Annotated in this window: 21 protein-coding genes and 1 pseudogene; 11 read left to right on the top strand and 11 right to left on the bottom strand. The window is 68.6% G+C overall.

Going from position 1 to position 22944, the window contains the following annotated elements; genetic code table 11:
- Positions 1-6: 6 nt before the first annotated feature.
- Both HW274_RS03210 and HW274_RS03205 read right to left on the bottom strand, forming a co-directional pair.
- Positions 7-489 (bottom strand): GtrA family protein, encoded by a 483-nt coding sequence (locus tag HW274_RS03210; RefSeq protein ID WP_185989157.1) that lies wholly within the window; start codon positions 487-489, stop codon positions 7-9.
- 121 nt (positions 490-610) lie between these two features.
- Complete coding sequence (locus tag HW274_RS03205) at positions 611-1177, bottom strand: ribonuclease H (protein ID WP_060958104.1); 567 nt, start codon at positions 1175-1177, stop codon at positions 611-613.
- 230 nt (positions 1178-1407) lie between these two features.
- Here HW274_RS03205 and HW274_RS03200 point away from each other — a divergent pair, with 230 nt between their 5' ends.
- From HW274_RS03200 to HW274_RS03185, 4 genes and pseudogenes are all read left to right on the top strand, one after another.
- On the top strand, positions 1408-3150 hold the full coding sequence (locus HW274_RS03200) for a sodium:solute symporter family protein (protein ID WP_185989156.1): 1743 nt from the start codon (positions 1408-1410) through the stop codon (positions 3148-3150).
- 30 nt (positions 3151-3180) lie between these two features.
- Positions 3181-3411, top strand: a complete 231-nt coding sequence (locus HW274_RS03195) for a hypothetical protein (protein ID WP_060956631.1) — start codon at positions 3181-3183, stop codon at positions 3409-3411.
- Between the two features lie 193 nt (positions 3412-3604).
- Positions 3605-4785, top strand: a pseudogene (locus HW274_RS03190) (IS1634 family transposase); the annotation flags it as partial.
- Between the two features lie 146 nt (positions 4786-4931).
- Positions 4932-6224 carry a low temperature requirement protein A gene (locus tag HW274_RS03185; protein ID WP_185989155.1) on the top strand — a complete coding sequence of 431 codons (1293 nt, stop codon included), beginning with the start codon at positions 4932-4934 and terminating at the stop codon, positions 6222-6224.
- Between the two features lie 148 nt (positions 6225-6372).
- On the opposite strand, the gene HW274_RS03180 is transcribed toward HW274_RS03185, so the two are convergent.
- The gene (locus HW274_RS03180) at positions 6373-6651 is read right to left on the bottom strand and encodes a hypothetical protein (protein ID WP_260679166.1); all 279 of its coding nucleotides are present in this window, start codon (positions 6649-6651) and stop codon (positions 6373-6375) included.
- 155 nt (positions 6652-6806) lie between these two features.
- Here HW274_RS03180 and HW274_RS12965 point away from each other — a divergent pair, with 155 nt between their 5' ends.
- The 3 genes from HW274_RS12965 to HW274_RS12955 all read left to right on the top strand — a co-directional run bounded on the left by HW274_RS12965 (position 6807) and on the right by HW274_RS12955 (position 7988).
- Positions 6807-6953 carry a hypothetical protein gene (locus HW274_RS12965; protein WP_256692593.1) on the top strand — a complete coding sequence of 49 codons (147 nt, stop codon included), beginning with the start codon at positions 6807-6809 and terminating at the stop codon, positions 6951-6953.
- 237 nt (positions 6954-7190) lie between these two features.
- Positions 7191-7568 carry a hypothetical protein gene (locus HW274_RS12960; RefSeq protein WP_396027384.1) on the top strand — a complete coding sequence of 126 codons (378 nt, stop codon included), beginning with the start codon at positions 7191-7193 and terminating at the stop codon, positions 7566-7568.
- Positions 7569-7718: 150 nt separating this feature from the next.
- A complete protein-coding gene (locus tag HW274_RS12955; RefSeq protein WP_396027383.1) occupies positions 7719-7988 on the top strand; it encodes a hypothetical protein in 270 nt (89 codons plus the stop codon).
- Between the two features lie 44 nt (positions 7989-8032).
- Here the strand turns inward: HW274_RS12955 and HW274_RS03170 are convergent, their stop codons facing one another.
- The 3 genes from HW274_RS03170 to HW274_RS03160 form a co-directional block, all read right to left on the bottom strand.
- Positions 8033-8926 carry a GRP family sugar transporter gene (locus HW274_RS03170; protein WP_185989154.1) on the bottom strand — a complete coding sequence of 298 codons (894 nt, stop codon included), beginning with the start codon at positions 8924-8926 and terminating at the stop codon, positions 8033-8035.
- Between the two features lie 101 nt (positions 8927-9027).
- Positions 9028-9294, bottom strand: a complete 267-nt coding sequence (locus HW274_RS03165) for an HPr family phosphocarrier protein (RefSeq protein ID WP_010614584.1) — start codon at positions 9292-9294, stop codon at positions 9028-9030.
- A 166-nt stretch (positions 9295-9460) separates the two neighbouring features.
- On the bottom strand, positions 9461-10585 hold the full coding sequence (locus HW274_RS03160; RefSeq protein WP_185989153.1) for a GuaB3 family IMP dehydrogenase-related protein: 1125 nt from the start codon (positions 10583-10585) through the stop codon (positions 9461-9463).
- Between the two features lie 150 nt (positions 10586-10735).
- On the opposite strand from HW274_RS03160, the gene HW274_RS03155 reads away from it, so the two are divergent.
- A complete protein-coding gene (locus tag HW274_RS03155; protein WP_185989152.1) occupies positions 10736-11518 on the top strand; it encodes an exonuclease domain-containing protein in 783 nt (260 codons plus the stop codon).
- A 130-nt stretch (positions 11519-11648) separates the two neighbouring features.
- Here the strand turns inward: HW274_RS03155 and guaB are convergent, their stop codons facing one another.
- Positions 11649-13211: an IMP dehydrogenase gene (gene guaB / locus HW274_RS03150; RefSeq protein WP_185989151.1), complete on the bottom strand. Its 1563-nt coding sequence runs from the start codon at positions 13209-13211 to the stop codon at positions 11649-11651.
- Positions 13212-13647: 436 nt separating this feature from the next.
- Between guaB and HW274_RS03145 the strand changes: the two genes are divergently transcribed.
- Complete coding sequence (locus HW274_RS03145; RefSeq protein WP_185989150.1) at positions 13648-13950, top strand: WhiB family transcriptional regulator; 303 nt, start codon at positions 13648-13650, stop codon at positions 13948-13950.
- Positions 13951-14133: 183 nt separating this feature from the next.
- Here HW274_RS03145 and groES read toward each other — a convergent pair whose 3' ends face one another.
- Both groES and HW274_RS03135 read right to left on the bottom strand, forming a co-directional pair.
- Positions 14134-14430, bottom strand: coding sequence for a co-chaperone GroES (gene groES, locus HW274_RS03140; protein ID WP_070661353.1), 297 nt, complete (start codon positions 14428-14430; stop codon positions 14134-14136).
- 251 nt (positions 14431-14681) lie between these two features.
- Entirely contained in the window at positions 14682-15332 is a 651-nt protein-coding gene (locus HW274_RS03135) for a vancomycin high temperature exclusion protein (RefSeq protein WP_396027393.1), read from the bottom strand.
- A 347-nt stretch (positions 15333-15679) separates the two neighbouring features.
- Here HW274_RS03135 and HW274_RS03130 point away from each other — a divergent pair, with 347 nt between their 5' ends.
- Both HW274_RS03130 and HW274_RS03125 read left to right on the top strand, forming a co-directional pair.
- On the top strand, positions 15680-16948 hold the full coding sequence (locus HW274_RS03130) for a class I SAM-dependent methyltransferase (RefSeq protein ID WP_185989148.1): 1269 nt from the start codon (positions 15680-15682) through the stop codon (positions 16946-16948).
- A 73-nt stretch (positions 16949-17021) separates the two neighbouring features.
- Positions 17022-18254 carry a glutamate--cysteine ligase gene (locus HW274_RS03125; protein ID WP_185989147.1) on the top strand — a complete coding sequence of 411 codons (1233 nt, stop codon included), beginning with the start codon at positions 17022-17024 and terminating at the stop codon, positions 18252-18254.
- Between the two features lie 158 nt (positions 18255-18412).
- Here HW274_RS03125 and HW274_RS03120 read toward each other — a convergent pair whose 3' ends face one another.
- Together HW274_RS03120 and HW274_RS03115 are read right to left on the bottom strand one after the other, a co-directional pair.
- On the bottom strand, positions 18413-18658 hold the full coding sequence (locus tag HW274_RS03120; protein ID WP_185989146.1) for a hypothetical protein: 246 nt from the start codon (positions 18656-18658) through the stop codon (positions 18413-18415).
- A 384-nt stretch (positions 18659-19042) separates the two neighbouring features.
- A complete protein-coding gene (locus HW274_RS03115) occupies positions 19043-22879 on the bottom strand; it encodes an ABC transporter ATP-binding protein (protein ID WP_185989145.1) in 3837 nt (1278 codons plus the stop codon).
- Positions 22880-22944 lie beyond the last annotated feature (65 nt).

Here is a 22944-nt window from a genome sequence, read left to right as displayed (position 1 = left end):
GTCCCCTCAGGCCGCGGTGGCCAGGGCCGGGGCCGGGACCGGCTGCTGCGCCGGGACGCGATAGACGAGGCGGGACTGGGCCAGGTAATTGACGATGAAGAGCGTGGAGTCCACCAGCACCTTGGCCAGCCACAGGGGCGCGCCGGCGCCGGTGAGGACCGCGATGCCGGTGTAGGACGTCACCGTGACCCCGCCCTGGACCGCCGTGTAGCCGCCGGCCGAGCGCCAGAAGGTCTCCGGGCCCGCCCCGAACAGGCGCCGGTTGAGCAGGAAGCCCAGGGTGCAGGAGACGATCCGCGCTCCGACGACGGCGTAGAGGACCGAGTCGGTCAGCGAGTTGAGGATGAGGACCAGCGCGTAGTCGACGCTCCAACCGGTGAAGGACACGGCGGCGAAGAGGATGACCGTGGGGATGCGGCGGCGCAGGCCGGCCAGGCGGCTCAGGATCGTCGGGTGGGAAGCGGGGAGGGCGGGGCTCGTCGTCGTCATGGCAGTAAGCCTCGCGGGAGGCCTTATGCCACGTGTTTGACGGACCTGTGCCGTTTCTGTGAGAGACGCTCACCGGGGTCCTGCGGATGCTGCGCCCCGATCCTCAGCCTTTCCTCAGCTCTCAGAACAGGGCGTCGGCCTGCGGCGCGGCGGGGGCGCTCGACGACGTCGCACCAGGCGCCGGCTGCGCCTCCCGATTCCCCGGTGCCCGACCGCCCCGGGTCCAGCCCGGCCCCGCGGGCACCGGGCGGCCCTGCTGGAAGGCGGTGGCAGCGCCGCGGGCCCGGGAGTCGGCGGCCTCGTTCATGGGGTGGCCGACGTGCCCGCGCACCCACTCGAAGCGCACGGTGCGGCCCGCGAGCGCGGCGTCGAGGTCCTTGACGAGGTCGGCGTTGAGGACGGGCTTGCCGTCGGCCTTGCGCCAGCCGCGCTTCTTCCAGCCGTGGCGCCACTTGGTCAGGGAGTTGATGACGTACTGGGAGTCGCACTGGATGAGGAGCTCCTCGCCGGCGAGCCCGGCGGCCTCGGTGGCCCGCAGGAGCTCCAGGACGGCGGTGAGCTCGCCGCGGTTGTTGGTCGAGCTCTCCCAGCCTCCAGCGGCCCAGCAGTCATCGTCCACGTACCAGGCCCAGCCGGCCGGTCCCGGGTTGCCCAGGGAGGAGCCGTCGGCAGCAGCAGTCAGCGTCATGGAGGGCACTCTACCCACCGCGGGCCCACCAGCCGGTCACCCGTCCTCGTCCGCCGTGCTCACGTCCCGGTGCGCCTGGCTGGACACACACCTCACTCAGCGAACTCGCACGATCTTCCCTGGCGTGCAGCCAGCCGCAAAAGCCCTGCTCAGGACGGACTGTGTTAGCCTGCCGGGCGGGCATGAACGACCCTGCCCATGTGAACACTTATCCCTTGAGAGGTACACCGATGTCCTCCACGCTGAACGCTTTATCAACCTCGTCAGCGGCATCCAGCACGCTCATCGCCGCACGCTGGTACGACTACATCCCCATCGCGATCTACTTCGCCTTCGTCATCGGTGTCGGACTCATCGCCCGCGCTAAGGCGGCCACAGCCGATGGCTTCCTCACCTCGGGCCGCTCCCTGCCGGCCTGGGTGACGGGTATCGCCTTCGTCTCGGCAAACCTCGGCGCCGTCGAGATCATGGGAATGTCGGCCAACGGCGCCGAGTACGGCATGCCGACCTTCCACTACTTCTGGATCGGCGCGGTCCCGGCCATGATCTTCCTGGGTCTGGTCATGATGCCCTTCTACTACGGCTCCAAGGTGCGCTCGGTGCCCGAGTTCATGCTCAAGCGCTACGGCACCGCCGCGCACCTGGTCAACGCGCTCAGCTTCGCCCTGGCCCAGCTGCTCATCGCCGGCATCAACCTGTACCTGCTGGGCAAGATCATGAACTGGCTGCTGGGCTGGCCCCTGTGGGTGGGGCTCATCGTGGCAGCCGTCATCGTCTTCTCCTACATCACCATGGGTGGGCTCTCCGCGGCGATCTACAACGAGGTCCTCCAGTTCTTCGTCATCGTGGCGGCCCTGCTGCCCCTGACCCTCATCGGCCTGCACCGTGTGGGCGGCTGGCACGGCCTGACCAGCAAGATCACTGCCGCTGCCACGGCCGCCCACCCCGACGACGCCGGCGAGGCAGCCAAGGTCGCGGCTCAGCAGCTGCACTCCTGGCCCGGCAACTCGATCTCCGGCTTCGACTCCAACCTGCTGTCCGTCGTCGGCCTGGTCTTCGGCCTGGGCTTCGTGCTGTCCTTCGGATACTGGACGACGAACTTCGTCGAGGTGCAGCGGGCCATGGCCTCGGACTCGATCTCCTCGGCCCAGTCGACCCCGATCATCGGCACCTTCGTCAAGATGTTCGTGCCCTTCCTCGTCATCGTCCCGGGCATGGTCGCCGGCGTCATGGTCTCGGAGATCCAACAGCTCAAGGCAGATTCCGGGGCTGGATACCAGTTCAACGACGCGGTCCTCTACCTCATGCGCGACCTGCTGCCCAACGGTCTGCTGGGTCTGGCGATCACGGGTCTACTGGCCTCCTTCATGGCGGGCATGGCGGCGAACATCTCCGCCTTCAACACCGTGTGGGGCGTGGACATCTACCAGCACTACATCAAGAAGAACGCCGACGATGCCCACTACCTCATGGTCGGCAAGCTCTCGACCCTGACGGCCTCCGTAGTCGCGATCCTCACCGCGATCATCGCGTCGAGCTACTCCAACCTCATGGACTACCTCCAGACGCTGTTCTCGATGTTCAACGCTCCCCTGTTCGCGACCTTCATCATCGGGATGTTCTGGAAGCGGGCCACCCCGCACGCCGGTTGGATCGGCCTCATCAGCGGAACCCTGGGCGCCCTGGGGGTCAACATCCTCATCTGGACCAAGCACCTGGTCATGCCGGGACAGGGCGGCGCCTTCCTGGCGGCGGGCGTGGCCTTCACGGTCGACGTCGTCATCACGGTGCTGGTCTCCATGGCCACTGCACCCAAGCCCGACTCCGAGCTCAAGGGCTTCGTCTACGCCCTGACCCCCAAGAGCGAGCGCACCGACCCGCACCTGCACGAGCTGCCCTGGTACCGCCGTCCGATCCCGCTGGGGATCATCGCCGGGGTCCTGGTCATCGTACTCAACAGCATCTTCCACTAGTCCGGCCCGGACACACGAAGGAGAACACTCATGAGCAATCGTTCACTCACGGACATCCGGGCGGTCATCACCGGGGCTCTGGGGCTCATCGGCCTCTACCTGGTGGTGTGCTCGGTCCTGTTCAACAGCGCCGAGGAGATGAGCAAGACCGGCGGCATCAACGCCAACCTGTGGTCGGGCCTGGGCCTGCTGGCCATCGCCGCGGGCATGGGCCTGTGGTGGTGGATCAAGCCAAATCCCTCCGGGGGCGAGCAGGGCTGAGACTGATCGGGCCTTGCTGAGCCCGTACCAGTGAGGGCCGTTCGCCCATCACCTACCCTCCGATCGACGGCGCCGCCGCAGCCTTGCGCTGCGGCGGCGCCGTCGGCGTGGCTGCGCACGGGCTTCAGACCTGAGTTGCACAGGTTGGGGTGGTTTGTGTTTCAGGGTGGGGTTTTTCGTTGGGATTGTGGGGGTGGGGTGGTCGTTCCCGGCTCACCGCAACACCTTGTACGCGTCCCTGGGCCGCTGCGTCGAGCGGGGCTACCGCCAGGCGATCTCTGGGGCCTTGTTCGAGCACGTCACCAACACCTCCGGTCTGGCCCTGTGCCTGCAGGCGTGACCACGCTCTATTTCGAGGCTGAGCGTGAGGACGACCTGCGGCGGGTCGGCTACTCCAAAGAGCGTAGGGTCGACCCCCAGATCATCGTCGGCCTGCTGGTCGACCGCCACGGCTTCCCCCTCCAGGTCGGCTGCTGGGAGGGGAACAAGGCTGAGACCACCACCATCATCCCCATCGTGGAGGCCTTCCAGGCCGCCCACGGCATCGAGGACCTCATCATCGTCAACGGGCGCCGGCATGCTCTCAGCGACCAACCTCGCGGCCCTGGACAAGGCGCAGCTACGTTTCATTGTCGGGGCCCGCCAGGTCCGGGCCCCAGGTGACCTGGAGGCCCACTTCTGCTGGGCCGGTGACGCGTTCACTGATGGGCAGCTCATTGACACCATCACCCCCAGGAGAGGCTCGCGGAGCGAGCGGGACGTCAGCAAGCGTCGTGAGCCCGTCTGGGACCCGGACACTCACCCGGGGTCGTGGCGGGCGGTGTGGGCCTACTCCAAGAAGCGCGCCGCCAGGGACACTCAGACCCTGACCGCCCAGGCCAACCGGGCCCGGGCCATCCGTCGCTGGCGAGAGACGTCCCAAGGGCACCAGGTTCGTCACCACCCACGCCGGTGACGCCACCCTGGACGAGGCCTCTTTGGCCCGGGCCAGGTCACTGGTGGGCCTCAAGGGTTACGTCACCAACATTCCTGCACGCCTGATGGGCGCCGGTGAGGTGGTCTCCTCGTATCACGAGCTGTGGCACGCCCGGGCAGTCATTTCGGATGAGTAAGCACGACCTGAGAGCCCGCCCCGTGTTCCACCACACCCGTGACGCGATCGAGGCGCACCTGACTGTGGTCATGGCCGCCCTGGCCGTCGCCCGCTATCTTCAGGACGTCACTGGGATCAGCATCAAACGCATCATCCGTGCCCTCAAGCCCCTCCAGGAGGTCACCATCAACCTCAACGGCCACCACCTCACCGCCGCCGACCCCCTGCCCCCCGAAGCCGAAGAAATCCTCACCGCCCTGAGCATCCCAACAGGGCACTAAAAACTGTGCAACTCAGGTTCGACTTCCCTGGGACGCACAATATGCTGCTCACCATAACCTTGCTGACGCCCAGTAGTCGAACAGCGGATATCTTCAGCACCGCCCGAGAACCGCCCGCCCGCATGTCGCCGACAGGAACACTCTTCATGACCGATACCAGCGCAACCGACGCACCCCGTTCAGCCACTGCAGTACCCCCTTCTGCGACCGCGGGCCGCTTCCTGCACTCCCTGACGCCCATGCGCTCACGCGACCCGCACGAGGAGCACCGGGTGGCCACCACCCTGGAACTCCTCTACGACCTGACCCTGGTGATCGCCTTCGGCGTCAACGGCGTCCAGATGGCGCACGTCCTGGCCTCCGGGCATGTGGCGGCCGGGTTGGCGGCGTTCGGCTTCGTCCAGTTCTGCACGATCTGGGCCTGGATGAGCTACTCCAGCTTCGCCTCCTCCTACGACACCGACGACTGGGGCGTGCGGTCGGGAGTCGCGGTCCAGATGGTGGGCATCATCATGATGACCACGGGCATCCCCGCGCTCTACGAGGGCTTCGAGCACGGATGGCAGCTGCACAGCGGCACCATAGTGGCCGGGTACGTGGTCATGAGGGTCTCACTGGTCGCGCTGTGGCTGCGGGCCGCGCGGGCCAACCCGGACCAGGCCCGCGCCTGCCGGATCCACGCCCTGTGGATCGCACTGGCCCAGGTGCTGTGGGTCGGCACGCTCTTCGTCCACCTTAACGCCCTGTCGCTCTTCATCGTCTCGGTCCTGCTGTTCACCATGGAGTTGGCGGTGCCGATGCACCTCGTGCGCCGCTACGACCACATGGGCTGGCACCCTCATCACCTGGCCGAGCGCTTCGGCCTGTTGACGATCATCACCCTGGGCGAGGTGCTGGTGGGAACCGCGCAGTCCGTAACCGCTCTGTACACCGAGCACGGATGGTCTGCCTCCACGGTCGTGGTCCTGGCCTCAGGGGTCTCGATCGCGCTGGGCCTGTGGTGGGTCTACTTCGAGGTACCCTTCGGCCAGATCCTCCATGAGCACCCGGCCAGGACCGTGACGGTGGCCTACGTCCACTTCATCCTCTTCGCCTCCCTGGCGGCGATCGGGACGGGCCTGCACGTCGCCGCCCTGCGCGAGGAAGGACACGCAGTGATCTCGTCCACCGGCGCCGTCCTGAGCGTCGCAGTACCCGTGGCCGTGTTCGTCATCATCCTGTACGCACTCGTGGTCGCGGTGAACCTGCGCGCCCTGGGGCGCATCTACCAACTCATGCTGGGCCTGACCATCGCGGCCCTGGCCGGGTCGGTGCTCCTGTCCCTGGCCGGCGTCCCCTTCGCAGCCTGCCTGGCAGTCATCGTCCTGGCACCATGGATTAACGTGGCCGGCGTGGAGACCGTGGGGCATCACCACATGAAGGAGCGTCTGTCGGCATGAGCAGGTTAAGCACAGCGAGCATGCTAAGCCCCGCGAGCACGGCACGAGCACAGACGGCCCCGGTGTCCTGAGCGGCAGGCCCGCCGCCGACCGCTGCCCACCACAGTCGACCACCGCCGCCCCGGAGGACCCGCAGCACTCCGCCCGATCAGCGCTGCCGCCCGTCCGCACCGCCATCCGGTGGAGCATCCTCCTCGGGAGCATCGGCGAGAGGAATGAGCCCGGCCCTTCTGGACTGCTCGAGGTATTCCCGATACAGGCAGTTCAACGCCTCGGCCATATCGACCCGGCTATCCACTTCCAGCACGGTGAACCGCTCATTGGAAGACGGGTCGGGCACCGGCCCCACAGCGGGTGGTAGATCAGGACGGCGCAGCCGCCTCTGCTCCGCCAGAAGGTAGGCGCACTCGACGGATGACAACGGCATGGTGTCCATGGTCAGCGGCGTCGGCGGGAAGCCCTCTATCTTCGAGATGAGCCAGCAGTAATAGCGGCGAATGGGCCGTAGATGCTTCCATCCTGAGTTGCACAGGTTGGGGTGGTTTGTGTTTCAGGGTGGGGTTTTTCGTTGGGATTGTGGGGGTGGGGTGGTCGTTCCCGGCTCACCGCAACACCCTGTACGCGTCCCTGGGCCGCTGCATCGAGCGGGGCTACCGCCAGGCGATCTCTGGGGCCTTGTTCGAGCACGTCACCAACACCTCCGGTCTGGCCCTGTGCCTGCAGGCGTGACCACGCTCTATTTCGAGGCTGAGCGTGAGGACGACCTGCGGCGGGTCGGCTACTCCAAAGAGCGGAGGGTCGCCCCCCAGATCATCGTCGGCCTGCTGGTCGACCGCCATGGTTTCCCCCTCCAGGTCGGCTGCTGGGAGGGAAACAAGGCTGAGACCACCACCATCATCCCCATCGTGGAGGCCTTCCAGGCCGCCCACGGCATCGAGGACCTCATCATCGTCAACGGGCGCCGGCATGCTCTCGGCCGCCAACCTGACGACCCTGGACAAGGCGCAGCTACGTTTCATTGTCGGGGCCCGCCAGGTCCGGGCCCCAGGCGACCTGGAGGCCCACTTCCACTGGGAAGGTGACGCCTTCACCGACGGCCAGGTCATCGACACCATCACCCCCAAGAAAGGCTCCAGGAGCCAGCGCGACGTCAGCAAGCGTCGTGAGCCCGTCTGGGACCCGGACACTCACCCGGGCTCATGGAGGGCCATCTGGGTCTACTCCAAGAAGCGCGCCGCCAGGGACAACCAGACCCTGACCGCCCAGGCCAACCGCGCCAGGGCCATCCGTCGCCGGCGAGAAGCGTCCCAAGGGCACGCGTTTTGTCACCACCCACGCCGGTGACACCACCCTGGACGAGGCCTCCCTGGCCAGGGCCCGTTCCCTGGTGGGACTCAAGGGCTACGCCACCTTTCGTTCCGTCCCGCCTGATGGGCGCTGGTGAGGTGGTCTCCTCGTATCACGAGCTGTGGCACGCCCGGGCAGTCTTTCCGGATGAGTAAGCACGACCTGAGAGCCCGCCCCGTGTTCCACCACACCCGCGATGCCATCGAGGCTCACCTGACCGTGGTCATGGCCTCCCTGGCCATAGCCCGGCACCTCCAGGAGGCCACCGGGATCAGCATCAAACGCATCATCCGTGCCCTCAAGCCCCTCCAAGACGTCACCATCAACCTCAACGGCCACCACCTCACCGCCGCCGACCCCCTGACCCCCGAAGCCGAAGAAATCCTCACCGCCCTGAGCATCCCAACAGGGCACTAAAAACTGTGCAACTCAGGTCAGAAGATCCGCCTCCAGAGCACCGGCTACTGTGAGGGGGACGCGCCGGTGTCCATGCCGGTCGCCAGCCCCATGAGGACCAGGCCGACGACGGCTGCCGCGACGCCGGCGGCCACACCCACGCGTTCCCGGCCAGTGCGCTTCTCCCCCAGGATGGTCAGGCCGCCGACGGTGGCCAGGACGAAGCCGAGCTGGGAGAGGGTGAAGCCGGAGGCCACACCCACAGCCGCCGTCGAGCGCAGCATGAGGGCGTTACCGACCGCCCACAGGCCCCCGGCGAGCGCGGCCGGAACGATCCGCGGGCCCCGTAGGGACGCGTGCCGCGGCAGGATGAGGGCGCACAGTCCGGCACCGGCCAGCAGCCCCAGCCCCATGGGTCCGACGGCGTGGGCCGGAGGCACCTCGACGGCGCGCAGCAGCGAGGGGTAGGAGCCGTAGAGGACGGCTGAGGCGGCGGTGGCCAGCAGACCGTCACGTCGCTGCGCGGCCGTGGGACCGGGGCCGGTGCGCTCCTGCCAGGAGCAAGCGGCGGCGCCGAGCATGATGAGCGCGAGCGCCACCACCCCCAGGATCAGGGCCCCGGGAGCGCGCCACTCACCGAAGAGGCTCACGCCCAGGGTGGCGTTGAGCAGGAGCTGGAGGGCGGTGGTCAGAGGCATGGTGCGACTGACGCCCCAGGCGCGGAAGGCCCACAGGACGGAGACCTGCCCACCGGTCCACATGAGTCCGCAGGCCACGCCCCACACGGTGGCGCTCAGGGACCAGGGCGAGCCGAGCATGGCGGCGCATCCGAGCGAGACGGCTCCCGCTCCCACCATGACCGCGGTGTTCTGGCGGCGGATGTCGGTGGGGAAGGCTCCGAGAAGAAGGGACAGTGCCCCGAACAGCAGGGAGGGCACGAGGGCGATGGCAATGCTCATGGCGGGTCCGCAACGCTCTTCGACACGGGTACTTGTCTGCGTTTCAACGCGGACGGGGCGCGCCCCGCAGTGGAGCGCGCCCCGTCCGGCTGGGCTTGTTCTCAGGCGTCCAGGTCGGTCTCCAGGAGGGCCTTGAGGTCCTCGAGGGCCGCCTCGGCGCCGTCGGCGTCGGAGGCCAGGGTGACGACGTCGCCGAAGCCGGCGCCCAGGGTCATCACACCGAGGATGGAGGAGGCGTCAACCGCAGCGCCGCCCTCCTTGGCGATGGTGACCGGGACGCCCTTCTCGGCGACGGCCTTGACGAAGGTGGCAGCAGGACGGGCGTGCAGACCGACCTTGGAAGCGATGGTGGCGGTGACCTGGGCCATGTGAAGCTCCTTGTGACATGTGGGGGCTAACAGTGTGGGAAGCGGATCATGCCCCCACACCGAACTGAGCAGCGCAGCGGCTGCTGTCCCGGCCGAGACTACCCGAGATCACGGCTCTGTTGCACTGTTCCTCCCTTCAAAATCACGGTTCGTCGAGGAGGCCTCCTCAAGAACCGGTGTATGGCGCCAGGACGACCTCGACCCGCTGGAGCTCCTTGACGTCCGCATAGCCGGTGGTGGCCAGGGTGCGGCGCAGGGCGCCCATGAGGTTGAGCGTGCCGTCAGCGCGGTCGGAGGGGCCGTTGAGGATCTCGGCCATGGTGCCCACTGTGCCCACGTGGCTGCGGAAGCCCCGCGGCAGGCGCTCATGGCGGGCCTCGGCGCCCCAGTGGTAACCGCCGCCGGGAGCCTCCTCGGCCCGGGCCAGGGCGGCCCCGAGCATGACGGCGTCCGCGCCGCAGGCGATGGCCTTGACGACGTCGCCGGAGTTGCCCACCGAGCCGTCGGCAATGACATGGACGTAGCGGCCCCCGGACTCGTCGAGGTAGTCGCGCCGGGCCCCGGCGACGTCGGCCACGGCGGTGGCCATGGGCATGTGCAGCCCCAGGACCTGGCGCACGGAGGAGGAGGCGCCGCCACCCTGCCCCACGAGGACCCCGGCCGCGCCGGTGCGCATGAGGTGGAGGGCGGCGGTGTAGGTGGTCACCCCGCCGACGACCACGGGCACGTCGAGCTCGTAGATGAAGCGCTTGAGGTTGAGGGGCTCGACGGATCCGGAGACGTGCTCGGCCGACACGAAGGATCCGCGGATGACCATGAGGTCCACGCCCGCCTCGACCACGGTGCGCCAGTGGCGCTGCGTCTGGGCGGGGCTGAGCCGCCCGGCGACGACGACGCCGGAGGCGCGGATCTGGCTGAGCCGCTCGGTGATGAGCTCGGGTCTGACCGGGGCGCGGTAGACCTCCTGCAGGACACCGGTGGCCCAGGACGGATCGGCCCGGCGGATGCGCTCGAGGGCCTCGGTGGGGTCCTCGTAGCGGGTCCACAGACCCTCCAGATCCAGGACGCCGATGCCGCCCAGACGCCCCACCATGATGGCGGTCTCGGGGCTCATCACCGAGTCCATGGGGGAGGCCATGACCGGCAGGTCCACGTGGTAGGCGTCGATATGCCAGCCCACGCGCACCTCAGAGGTGTCCCGAGTGCGACGGGCCGGCACCAGGGCGATGTCGTCGAAGGAGTACGCGCGCAGGGCACGCTTGGAGCGTCCGATCTCGACCTCTGTGCTCATGGCCCGATCCTAGTGGGGCCGGTCCGGCATCCACCGGAGCGACCGGCGGGGCAGCCGCGCGCACGAGCGCGCCCCGACGTCGGCCGAGAGGCGCCGGCACTGACTCATTACTGACGCATTGATGTCCTACCCCGGTGGCATGCTGGCCCCATGAGCACCCCGCACTCCTCCTCCGTGTCCGACGACACCACCACCGTCTCCTCCTCTTGGCCCCACGGTCCCCTGCTCGGCTTCGACACCGAGACCACCGGAGTGGATCCTTGCGGCGACCGCCTGGTCACGGCGGCGCTCGTCTGGCGGGCGGCGCCTCAGGCAGACGGAGTCCGGGCGCAGTCGGTGACCACGTGGCTCGCCGACCCCGGCGTGGAGATCCCCGAGGCAGCCTCCGCGGTCCACGGCGTGACCACCGAGCGGGCCCGCGCCGAGGGGCGGCCGGCGTGCGAGGTGCTGGCGGAGGTCAGTGAGCACCTGGTGGCGGCGATGGCAGCCGGCACCCCGGTCGTCGCCTTCAACGCCTCCTACGACCTGACTCTCATGGAGGCCGAGCTTGCTCGCCACGAGCTGCCCACGATGCGCTCGCGCCTTGGCCGAGAGCTGGGCCCCATCGCCGACCCGCTGGTCCTGGACCGCGCCGTGGATCGCTACCGCCGCGGCAAGCGCCGCCTGGGCGACCTCTGCGAGGTCTACGGCGTGCACGTCGATGAGGCCCTGCACACCGCGGAGGTGGACGTGGCCGCCACACTCGATGTGCTCGAGGCCCTGGCCGCGGCCCACCCGCAGCTCTCAGAGCTCAGCCCCGATGAGCTCGTGGCCTACCAGGCCCGCGCCCACCGCACCTGGGCGGAGTCCTTCAACGAGTGGCTGGCACGCAAGAACCCCTCACGGACCCCGGCCCAGACCGCCTGGCCGCTGCCGGACTCCCCCACGCACTGAGCCCCTCCAAGCACCCCTGCCGCACAAACGGCAGGCACGCCCATACGTAGAGAGCCGGCCGGATCACTCCGGCCGGCTCCCTACGCGGCAAGGTTCTGCTGAGCCTGTCTGGTCAACGGGCTGCGATGTCTCAGACCCCGTCGCGCCCGGTGTAGTTGGGGGCCTCGACGGTCATCTTGACGTCGTGGGGGTGGGACTCCTTGAGACCGGCGCTCGTGATCCGCACGAACTGCCCGCGCTCCTTGAGCTCGGGGATCGTGCGCGCACCCACGTAGAACATGGACTGGTGCAGCCCGCCCATGAGCTGGTAGACGACGTCGCCCAGCGCTCCGGAGTAGGGGACCTGCCCCTCAATGCCCTCGGGGACGATCTTGGAGTCCGAGGAGACGTCGGCCTGGAAGTAGCGGTCCTTGGAGTAGGAGGTGCGTCCGCGTGAGCTCATGGCCCCCAGCGACCCCATGCCGCGGTAGCGCTTCCACTGCTTGCCGTTGACGAAGACGAGGTCGCCGGGAGACTCCGTGCAGCCCGCCAGCAGAGAGCCGAGCATGACCGTCTCCGCACCGGCTACCAGGGCCTTGGCGATGTCACCGGAGTACTGCAGGCCGCCGTCGGCGATGAGGGGGACCCCGGCGGGCTTGCAGGCGCGAGCCGCCTCGTAGATGGCCGTCACCTGGGGCACACCCACGCCGGCGACGACGCGCGTGGTGCAGATGGAGCCCGGCCCCACCCCGACCTTGACGGCGTCGGCCCCGGCGTCGATGAGCGCCTGAGCCCCCTCACGGGTAGCGACGTTTCCGCCGATGACCTCGATGCCGCCGAAGGCGGAATCGGACTTCAGGCGGGAGATCATCTCCAGGGCCAGCTTGGCGCCGCCGTTAGCGGTGTCGACGATGAGGACATCCACGCCGGCCTCAGCCAGGGCACTGGCACGCTCCCACGTGTCTCCCCAGTAGCCGACGGCGGCGCCCACCACGAGGCGCCCCTCGGCGTCCTTGGTGGCGTGGGGGTACTGCTCGGTCTTGACGAAGTCCTTGACGGTGATGAGACCGGTGAGGCGCCCCTCGGCATCGACCAGGGGCAGCTTCTCGATGCGGTGCTCAGCCAGGAGCGCCTTGGCGTCCTCCCGAGAGATGCCGGTCTCGCCGGTGATGAGGCGATCACGCGGCGTCATGCACTCGCGCACGGTCAGGCTCGCCCAGCGCTCCGGGGGGACGAAGCGCAGGTCGCGGTTGGTGATGATCCCCTGAAGGTTGCCTCCCGCATCGACGACGGGTAGGCCGGAAACCTTGTAGTGGCCGCAGAGCTCGTCGAGCTGGGCGATGGTGGCGTCCGGTCCGACGGTCACCGGGTCGGTGACCATGCCGGACTCCGAGCGCTTGACGCGTCGCACCTGTTGAGCCTGATCCTCGATGGACAGGTTGCGGTGGAGGATGCCGATACCACCCTGACGAGCCATGGCAATAGCCATGTCCGACTCGGTGACCGTGTCCATCGCGGCCGAGAGCAGCGGGGTGGCCAGGCTGATCCTCGGGGTCAGCCTGGAGGCCGTATCGACCTCGGAGGGGATGACGTCGGTCAGCCTGGGAAGCAGGAGCACGTCGTCGTAAGTGAGTCCGGTGGGGGCAAAGACGTCAGGGCTGGTGATCGAGTCGCTCACGGGGACATCGTAGGACGAGCTGACCGCCCTGTGCATATACGCCGGCACCGGCCTGTCCAGCCCACCGACCACCGGCCCGCCCGCGCCATCGAGCCGCCCGGCGCCGATGCGCTCGGAGGGGTGAGGCCGGGCACTCCACCCGGCAGCCGCTCAGCACCCGCCCCTGCGGAGAGACCACCGCGGCGACGTGACGCGCATCCCAAAAATAAAGCAACAATGAATGCGGAACGTTTCAGAAAAAAGAGACACTTCAGACAAACATCATTCACAAAACGTTTCTGCTATTCGAACGCCATATTCTGGCGCACGTTTTCAGACAGCAAGAACGTAGACACCCAGCAAATCTGGAGAAAATTTCATTGTGAGATAGAATGATTCTTCTTGATTAACGCACCGCGCGATCTTATCGTTAGATATAGCGCATCGAGTTCGGTGCGCCCGACCGCCATATCCAAAGGAGGGGAGGGAGGCAATGCACGACTCATCGCGTCTGCCCGGTCCGATCTCCACCCTCTGGGAGTGGCAGTACCGGGGAGCCTGCCTCGGCATGGACTCGTCGGTTTTCTTCCACCCCGAAGGAGAGAGAGGCGGTTCCCGTCGACGACGGGACGAACGAGCAAAGGCCATTTGTCAGGACTGCCCCGTCCTGGAGGAGTGCCGGGACCACGCCCTGAGCACTCGCGAGCCCTATGGCGTCTGGGGAGGCATGAGCGAGGAGGAACGGCGCGCTTACTACGAGCGGCAGGCGCGCCGCTTCGCCAACGAACCGGCCTAATGCTCCGCCCTGTTTCAGGGAATCGACCGCACAGACGTTCCCAACTCAACATCCAGACAATAGTCCGGACATGGCGCACACATGCAGCAGACTCTGTGAGCGCATACTGAAAGGGGAGGCACCCTGAGGTGCCTCCCCTTTCAACGTGCCGTGGCGCCGGGCGGCGCGCACGAGCTCAACGGGTCACTTGGTGACGACCGCCAGGACGTCACGCGCCGACAGGATGAGGTAGTCCTCACCGGCGTAGCTGACCTCGGTGCCCCCGTACTTGGAGTAGATGACGACGTCGCCCTCAGCGACGTCAACGGGCACGCGGTTGCCGGAGTCGTCGACGCGGCCGGGGCCCACGGCCACGACCTTGCCCTCCTGGGGCTTCTCCTTGGCGGTGTCGGGAATGACCAGACCGGATGCGGTGGTCTGCTCGGCCTCAGCGGTCTGGACGACGATGCGGTCCTCGAGCGGCTTGATGGAGATCGACATTGGAGACCTCCTCCTCCTCTTTTCAACGTGCAGTAGAACGGCTTGTTCGCCCTCCCCAGACGCGCCCGACCGCCGTCGCGGGAGTCGGTCCGGCACGATGCAGGAGTGCGAGTCGCAGAAGGTGCCCGCCTGCGTCCCAGGACTGGGCGGGCACTCCGCTGCGCCTGACGGAGAATCTACGACGGCGTTAGCACTCAGTCAACGCGAGTGCCAAAGCGTGGCGGCGGTTTCGCCGTGGGCGTCAGCCCTCGTCAGCGTCGGTGCTCCCGAGTCCAGACAACGGCCTCCCCGACGCTCGTCTCCCGGCTCCCCAGGGTCGGGTCCCGCCGGGAGACGACATCGATGACGGCCTTGATCGCCGCCGGTCGCTCGCGCATCCAACTGACCGCCCACCCGATGCGGTCGCTGCGGGCCCGGGAGTCGCCGACACCGTCGACGTCGACACCGACCGAGCGGCAGATGGCGACGGCGCGCGGCTCATGGAAGTCCTGGGTCACGAGCAGGGCCCGATCGATCCCGAAGATCCTGCGCGCCCGCACGCAGGTGTCGTAGGTGTCGAAGCCCGCGTAGTCCATGGCGATCGCCTGGTCGGGAATCCCCCGGGAGCGGAGGTACCTGCGCATGACGGTGGGCTCGTCGTAGCCGGCGCGCCGGTTGTCCCCAGAGACCAGGATCGCCTCGACGCGGCCGCTGGTGTAGAGGTCAGCGGCGACGTCGAGGCGGTGGGCCAACCAGGGCGAGGGCTGCCCGTCGGCGTGAACGGCCGCTCCCAGGACGATCGCCACCGGCGCCCTGGCCGCCTCACCGTTGCTGTTGCTCCCACCGGCGATCTCGATGTGCCCGGCGCTGACGGTCCATGCCCAGACACTGGCCCCGGCCGCCAGGAGTGCCACCACCCCCATGACTGCCAGCGAGATCCGCACCAGCCGCCCGAGAAGCGCCCGGGGACGGCCCGCAGCGCCGGGACCCTGCGAGGCTTTCACCTCATCGTCCTTGTGCGCCGCGACGGCCTCGGCCCCCTGAGTGGCACCGAGTCGAGGCTCCTCCTCAGTCATCAGTCGCCCGCCTTCCCGTCCAGCGCCTGTCGACTCCACCAGCGGGCGGAGTCTCGGCCACAACCCTACTCACCGCCCACCGGGCAGGCTCCCTCACTCCCTCTCAGGCCCTTCCTGACCCCCTCCTCCCCTTCCCACTCCACCCAGTGAACATCACGCCCACTGGCAGGCTCTCCATGGAATGATCGGGGGTGATGGCTGAGAACCACGTCGCGCTCCTGCTGACCCCCGAGGGCTGGGAGCTTCTGTCCTCCCTGCCCCCCTACGACCCGTCCGAGGCCCTGTCCCTGGGCCGCTCTCTGCGCGAGGAGGGACACTCCCCCGCCCTGGTGGCGGCCGCGCTGACGCAGCAGCGCCTGCGCGAGCGGGCCGCAGCGAAGTTCGGGCCCTTCGCCCAGCAGATGCTCTTCACCACCGACGGCCTGGAGCAGGCCACCCGGCTGGTGGTCTCGGCTCACCATGCGGCCCGGTACGCGGCCGCGGGCGTGTCGAAGGTCGCGGACCTGGGCTGCGGAATCGGGGGCGATGCCGTCGCCCTGGCCGGGCTCGATCTGCCGGTGCTCGCCGTCGACCGAGATGAGGCCGCGGCCGCCCTGGCCACCATCAACCTCATGCCCTTCCCCCACGCGAGCGTCGAGTGCGCCGACGCCATGGAGATCGACCTGGTCGAGCGCGGGGTCGACGCCGTCTTCGCCGATCCCGCCCGCCGCGCCGACGGGCGGCGCATCACCGACCCCGAGCAGTGGTCGCCGCCCCTGTCTCAGGTGCTCGCGCTGCGCGAGTCCGTGCCCGCTGTCGGTGTCAAGGTCGCTCCCGGCATCGACCACGCCGCGCTGCCGCCGGATTCCCACACCCAGTGGGTGAGCGTGGACGGCGACGTCGTCGAGGCGGCCATCTGGTGCGGGCCGCTGGCGCCGGAGGGTCCCGGGCGCTCCGCACTGATCCTGCGCTCAGGGGGCGGCGGCACGAACGCCTGCACGCTGGTCGATCCAAGCACCACCGACCCCTCGCAGCCGCCGGTCCAGGTCGACCCGATCGGCTCGCCCGATGAACTGGGCAGCATCATCCACGTTCCCGACGGCGCCGCCGTGCGAGCAGGGCTCATCGCCCACCTGTGCGAGACCCTGGACGCCAGGCCGGTGGGGCCCCGGATCGGCTACCTCACGGGAGAGCGCCTGCCCGATGAGGCGACTGCCCCCTTCGTGCGCTCCTTCCGTCTCACCGAGGTCCTGCCGCTACGGCTCAAGGCCCTGCGCTCCCGTGGCCGCGAGCTCGGTATCGGGCGTCTGGAGATCCTCAAGCGCGGAGTCGACGTCTCCCCCGACGCCCTGCGCGCCTCGCTGAGGCTCAGCGGTCAGGAGTCGGAGACCTGGATTCTGACCCGGGTGGGAGACAAGGCGAAGGGCGCCGTTCTCGTCGTCGAACCGATCACCGGCGTCTCGTCGGCTCACTCACCGACGTAACAGAACCCTTCCCGCGACAACAGACCCCTGTCAGCACCCGCGAAAGCCCCGAGGAACCCGAGGAGACCAGGACATGCAGGACACGACTGACACGACAGGCCCGAGCGCCGCGTCCGCCGACGCTCAGCCGTCGCCGGCCCACCGCCCCCAGTCCCTCCCCTTCGCCGGCTCGGCCCGCTCCACATTGGGGGTGGAGTGGGAGCTGGCCCTCATCGACCGCGACAGCCTCGACCTGCGCCAGTGCGCCGAGGAGATCCTCCAGAAGGTGGGCCAGGATCCGCATGTGCACGGCGAGATGATGCTCAACACCATCGAGCTGGTCTCCGGGGCCCGCAGGACCGTGGCCGAGTGCATGGAGGACATCGCCTTCGCCTTCGACCGCGTTCTTTCCGTCACCGATCCCCTGCGCGTGGACCTGGCCTCGGCCGGGACCCACCCCTTCGCCGACCCGCTGGTGCAGAAGGTGACCAATGCCGAGCGCTACGCGCGCCTGGTGGACCGCACCCGGCTGTGGGGTCACCAGATGCTCATCTTCGGCACCCACGTCCACGTCGGCGTCGAGGACCGGAGCAAGGTCCTTCCGATCCTCAAGGCCCTGCTCACGCGTACCGCCCACCTGCAGTGCCTGAGCGCCTCCTCGCCATTCTGGGCGGGGGCGGACACGGGCTACGCGGACAACCGCGCCATGATGTTCCAGCAGCTGCCCACCGCCGGCGCCCCCGAGCAGTTCAGCACCTGGGAGCAGCTGGAGAGCTACACCGGGGACCTGGTCCACACCGGGGTCATCGAGGACTTCACCGAGATCCGCTGGGACGTGCGCCCCTCGCCGCGCCTGGGGACCATCGAGGTGCGGGCCTGCGATGCCGCCACGAACCTGACCGAGCTGGCCGGGATGGCGGCACTGACCCAGTGCCTCGTGGAGTCCTTCTCCCGCACCCTGGACCGGGGTGAGGAGCTCGATGCGCTGCCGGACTGGTACGTCGCCGAGAACAAGTGGCGCTCCGCCCGCTACGGCATGGACGCGATCCTCATCGTCAACTCCGCCGGTGAGGAGGAGCTGGTGGGAGACACGGTTGAGCGGATGCTCACCGAGCTCGCTCCCGTCGCCGAGGATCTCGGTTGCGCCGCGGAGCTGGAGTCCGTGCGCACCACGTTGGAGACGGGGGCCTCCTACCAGCGTCAGATCGCCGCCGTCAGGGCCTACGGCGGACAGCGGGAGGCGGCCGTCAGGCTGCTGCTGGCCGAGGCCCGGGCGGGCAGGCCCCTGCGTCCCACCGAGGTGCTCTCGCTGGCGGCCAAGTCCTGAGCGAAGCGCCGGCGACCCACCTGTGGTCGGTGGCGTCGGGGCTCCCCAGCCGGGCGGGAAGCGGGATCCTCGTGTGACTGTGGGAGAACCTCCTCTCCCGCCTGCGCACCACCCGCGGAGTCGATCGCCAGGATCGGCTTGGGGACGGAGAGGTATCCCTACAGGTCAGCCAGGCTCAGCAGCAGTCCGACAGCGCGGTCGACCATGCCCATGATCGCGATCACGGGCAGCCTGCGGTGCTGCGACATGAGCCCCACCGGGTACCCCGCCCACAGGCACATGCTCACGATCCAGGCGACCACGAACACGACCAGTGCTCCGAGCTGTGCTCGGAGCACTGCCGAGGAGGCGGTGAGGACCCAGGCGGAGGGATCGACGTGCGCCGCAGCGGAGGAGGTGGACACGAATTCACCTTATCCTCCTGTGGAACGAACAACGGAGAATGCAAGAGAGAACAACATGCGCTGACGTCTTAACAGAACATGGAGCTCAATGCCCGGAGCACATCAGAGCATTTTCCTCTCCGCCCGCAGCACATACCTTCCAAGTCATCACGCCATTGCCGCCATAATTCTCTAAAACATTGTGCTTCAATAAAGCGCATCCCACATTCGCACCCTTGACCTCATTTCCTTCTCGGTCCTCCTCTGACGGCCTCATGGGTCCCCTGAGCCGCTAAGTCCGCCGATAACTGAGAGGTCAGCCTGACATCCGGGCCCGTTCCCCACTGCTATTGCGAGTCGGCACGGTCCCGAGTCTCGCCCGACGATCAGTGATTCCCGGGGCGATCATTCCTGCCTCGATACGAGCTCCCATCCGCGGGCCCGGGTGCGCTGCTCCCAGAAGCTGCGGTAGGGCCCCTCGACGGACACAAGCTCATCGTGGTGTCCCTGCTGGGCGATACGCCCGGCGTCGTCGAGGACGACGACCTGGTCGGCGGCGGCGATCGTCTCGAGCTTGTGGGCGATGACGATGAGGGTCGACGTGCGGCGCAGTTCCTGCATCGCGGCGACGATATTGGCCTCGTTCTCGGCGTCCAGTGCGCTGGTGGCCTCATCGAGCAGGACGATCGGGGCTCGTTTGAGCAGGGCGCGGGCGATGGAGACGCGCTGACGCTCCCCACCGGACAGGGACCGCCCGCCTTCACCCACGCGCGTGTCCCAGCCATGGGGAAGGCGGTCGACGATCTCCGTGACGCCGGCGAGCCCCGCGGCCCAGCGCACCTGGGCGTCGTCGGCCGCGGGATTGCCGATGCGGATGTTGGCGGCCAGAGTGTCGTCGAAGAGGTAGACGTCCTGGAAGACCATGGAGAGCTGCTCCATGAGCTGGGAGGTCGGCATGTCGCGCACGTCGGCGCCGCCGACTCTCACGGCCCCCGAGCCCACGTCCCAGAAGCGGGCGACGAGGCGGGCGATGGTCGTCTTGCCGCTGCCTGAGGGGCCCACGATGGCGCACATGGTGCGTGCGGGCACGCTCATCGACACCCCGGTCAGAACGGGCGCGTCGGGGCGGTAGCCGAAGACGACGTCGTCAAGCTCGACGGCGCCCGGCTCGGGCAGCGCATTGGGCTCCTGCGGCTCGGCCATGAGCTCGGCGTCCATGACGGCGTCGAGGTGGTTCATCATCTGGCGCCGCTCCTCCACGCCCATCACGGCTGCTCCGATGTCGTCGAGCATGGTGGTGAAACGCAGGCACATGCCGATGACGGCAATGGCCACCAGAGGCTCCATGGCGCCGGAGGCGGCCAGTGAGGAGGTCAGGACGATCATGGCGACGACGACGATCTGGCTCAGTGCGCCGTTGACGAGGTTGCCGGCGGACTCCCACCACAGGGCGCGCCTGGAGGCGCGGACCCCGTCGTCGAAGGCGGCGGTCAGGCGGCTGTAGCCCGAGGCGGCCCGGCAGGAGCGCAGAGCCCCCTGGCAGCGGGCGATCTCGACGATGCGGGTGGCGAGCTCACGCTCGGCGGGCTCGGAGATGGACTTGCCTCGGTCCAGCAGACGGCGCGAGAGGCCCACGAGTCCGGCGAACAGGGGCGCGGCCAGCGTCAGCAGGAGCCCCAGGCGCCAGTCCCAAGCCCAGGAGCCGACCCCGACGACCACGCATGCGGCAGCGGTGGAGGTGAGCAGGTACATGAAGTGGGCGGCGGACTCCCCCAGGGCCACCATCTCTTGGCTCACGGCCCGCGACAGGGTGCCGGCGGAGTCGGCGGTGAACCAGCGCAGGGGCAGGCGCGCGATCCGGTCGCCCACTGCGTGGTGGACGTCGTGCATGAAGCCCAGCGCCCCCGACATACCCATGCGCCGCCCCTGGAAGTCGCAGACGGCCGCGCCGAGACCGAGAACGACCAGCACGATGAGCCAGCCGCCGAAGGACAGCCCCCATCGGGGCACACCGGTCGCCAGAGCCACAAAGGCGGGCAGCAGCACCAGCAGTGCCAGTCCCGACAGGACTCCGTTGACTCCCGCCAGGGCGATGCACCCTCGGGTCTGTCGCCAGGAGGAGTCGGTCATGAGCCGGCGGAAGCGGGACAGCAGGGAGTCCACCGGCCGGGAGGATTCGCCGGGGATGGAGGGCACCGGACGCGTGGCCCCCGTCCGCCCATCCCGATCATCAATGCGGGAGGGCGACGTCGCCAGGACCCTGACGTCAGCCGCACTGTCAGCCACACCGTCATCCGGGCTGTCAGTCGCACCGTCGGCGAGTGAAGGGCCTTCCTTCTCGGTGGTGGTCTCGTGGACGTTCGATCCCGTGGCACCCTCGAGCTCGCCGGCCTGGCGCAGCAGGGCCCGGTAGTAGGGCTCATCGACCAGGTCATCATGGGTGCCGCCGGCGACGATGCGTCCACCGTCCATGACGGCGATGCGGTCGGCGCCGCGCACGGCGGCCGGCCGGTGAGCAATGACCAGGACGGTACGGTCCTTGACCAGGGCGCTCAGTGCCTGCTGGATCTCGGCCTCGGACTCGGGGTCGGCCATGGCGGTGGCCTCGTCGAGCACGATGACGGGGGTGTTCAGCACGATGGCGCGGGCGATGGCGATGCGCTGCTCCTGTCCACCGGACAGTGCCGTGTCCTGCCCCAGGACGGTGTCGTAGCCCTGCGGCAGCGCCATGATCTCGTCGTGGATGCGGGCCACACGGGCGGCGGCGCGCACCCGCGCCAGATCGGCCTCGGGGTGCCCGAGGGCGATGTTCTCGCGCACGGTGGTGGCGAGCAGCTGGACGTCCTGGAGGACGAAGGAGACGGTGGAGTACAGGGTGGACTCGTCCATGTCCCGCAGGTCCACCCCGCCGATACGGACGGCGCCGGCGTCGGGGTCGGCGAAGCGGGCGATGAGGGTGGCCAGTGTCGACTTGCCCGAGCCGGAGGGGCCCAGCAGCGCGGTCACGGTTCCCGGCTCCAGGGTCAGGCAGGCGTCGTCGACGGCGAGAACCTCCCCATAGGAGAAGGAGACGTGGTCGATCTCGACGCGCACCTCGCGGGGCCGTCCGGGCCGGTCGGCGGCGGGCAGGACGGGGGTGTCGAGGACCTCGCACAGCCGCAGGGCCGCCGCGCCGGCAAGCTGGTAGGACCAGGAGATCGAGGCAATGGTGATGAGGGCGGCGGGAAGGACCAGGGCGACGAGGGTCGTGGCCAGGACCTGGGGCAGGGTGACGGCCCCGGCGTGGATGAGCAGCGCCCCGCCGCCGAGGTTGACCAGGAGCAGCACGGGGATGGAGACCCAGGTGAAGGACAGGCAGGTGACGGTCACCAGGGGCATCGCCCAGGCGCGGTAGAAGGCGGAGAACTCGTCCGCGGCGGCGAGGTAGGCCGAGTGCGCTCGTCCCACGCGTCCGAAGGCCTTGACCACGCCGATCCCGGAGATGAACTCGACCATGGCCGAGGAGATGGCGGCCAGCTTGCGGTCCATCTCCACGGTCTTCTCGTTCATGCCGCGCATGGACACCGAGTAGGTGAGCACGTAGAGGACGAGTGTGGAGACGGCCAGCAGGGCCAGACGCCAGTCGATCCAGAAGGCGCAGCCCAGCAGGGCCAGCGGGGTGACGATGGCGTTGAGGCGCTCGACGGGGCCGTGAGCGATGACGGTGTGGACGAGGGTCGTGTCGTCCTGGACGGCCTTGCGCAGGCGCCCGGAGGTGGAGGCGGTGAACCAGGACAGCGGGGCGTGGGAGATGCGCGCAACGATGTCGCGGCGCAGGCGGTCGCGCAGGGACAGGTCGGCCAGGTGGGTGATGAGCAGCGCCAGGAAGTACAGCAGCAGGCGGGTGGAGTAGGCGCTCACGAGCACCATGACCACGCCTGACACCTGTTGGGTGTCCGGGCTCAGCCCCGCCCGGTGGGCGCGCAGCAGGATGTCGCCGAGCTGGACCAGCGCGATGTAGGGGGCTACCGCCAGGACCGCGGAGAGCAGGACGAGGACCTGACCGATCCGCAGGCGGGTGCGCACGGGGGCGCCGAGGCGGGCGATGGCGGCCTGCCCCTCGCGCGAGCGCTGGGCGTTGCCCAGAGGGGTCGGCTCAGCGGCGTTGTCAGGCGCTGCTGCGCCGGCTGAGGGCGGAGACGACAGCTCGGGCGATGAGTGCGACGAGGCCTCCGGAGCTGATGACTGTGTCCGCGTGCTCATCAGGTGTCCCAACCTTCCGTCGACCCTAATTCTGAATGGCTTTCAGAACTTAGTGAGGTCCACCT

Origin of the sequence: Actinomyces sp. oral taxon 169, assembly GCF_013394715.1 — a bacterium.
Taxonomy (GTDB): domain Bacteria; phylum Actinomycetota; class Actinomycetes; order Actinomycetales; family Actinomycetaceae; genus Actinomyces.
The sequence above is the reverse complement of the archived record's forward strand: the minus strand, read 5'-3'. Positions and strand labels throughout refer to the sequence as shown.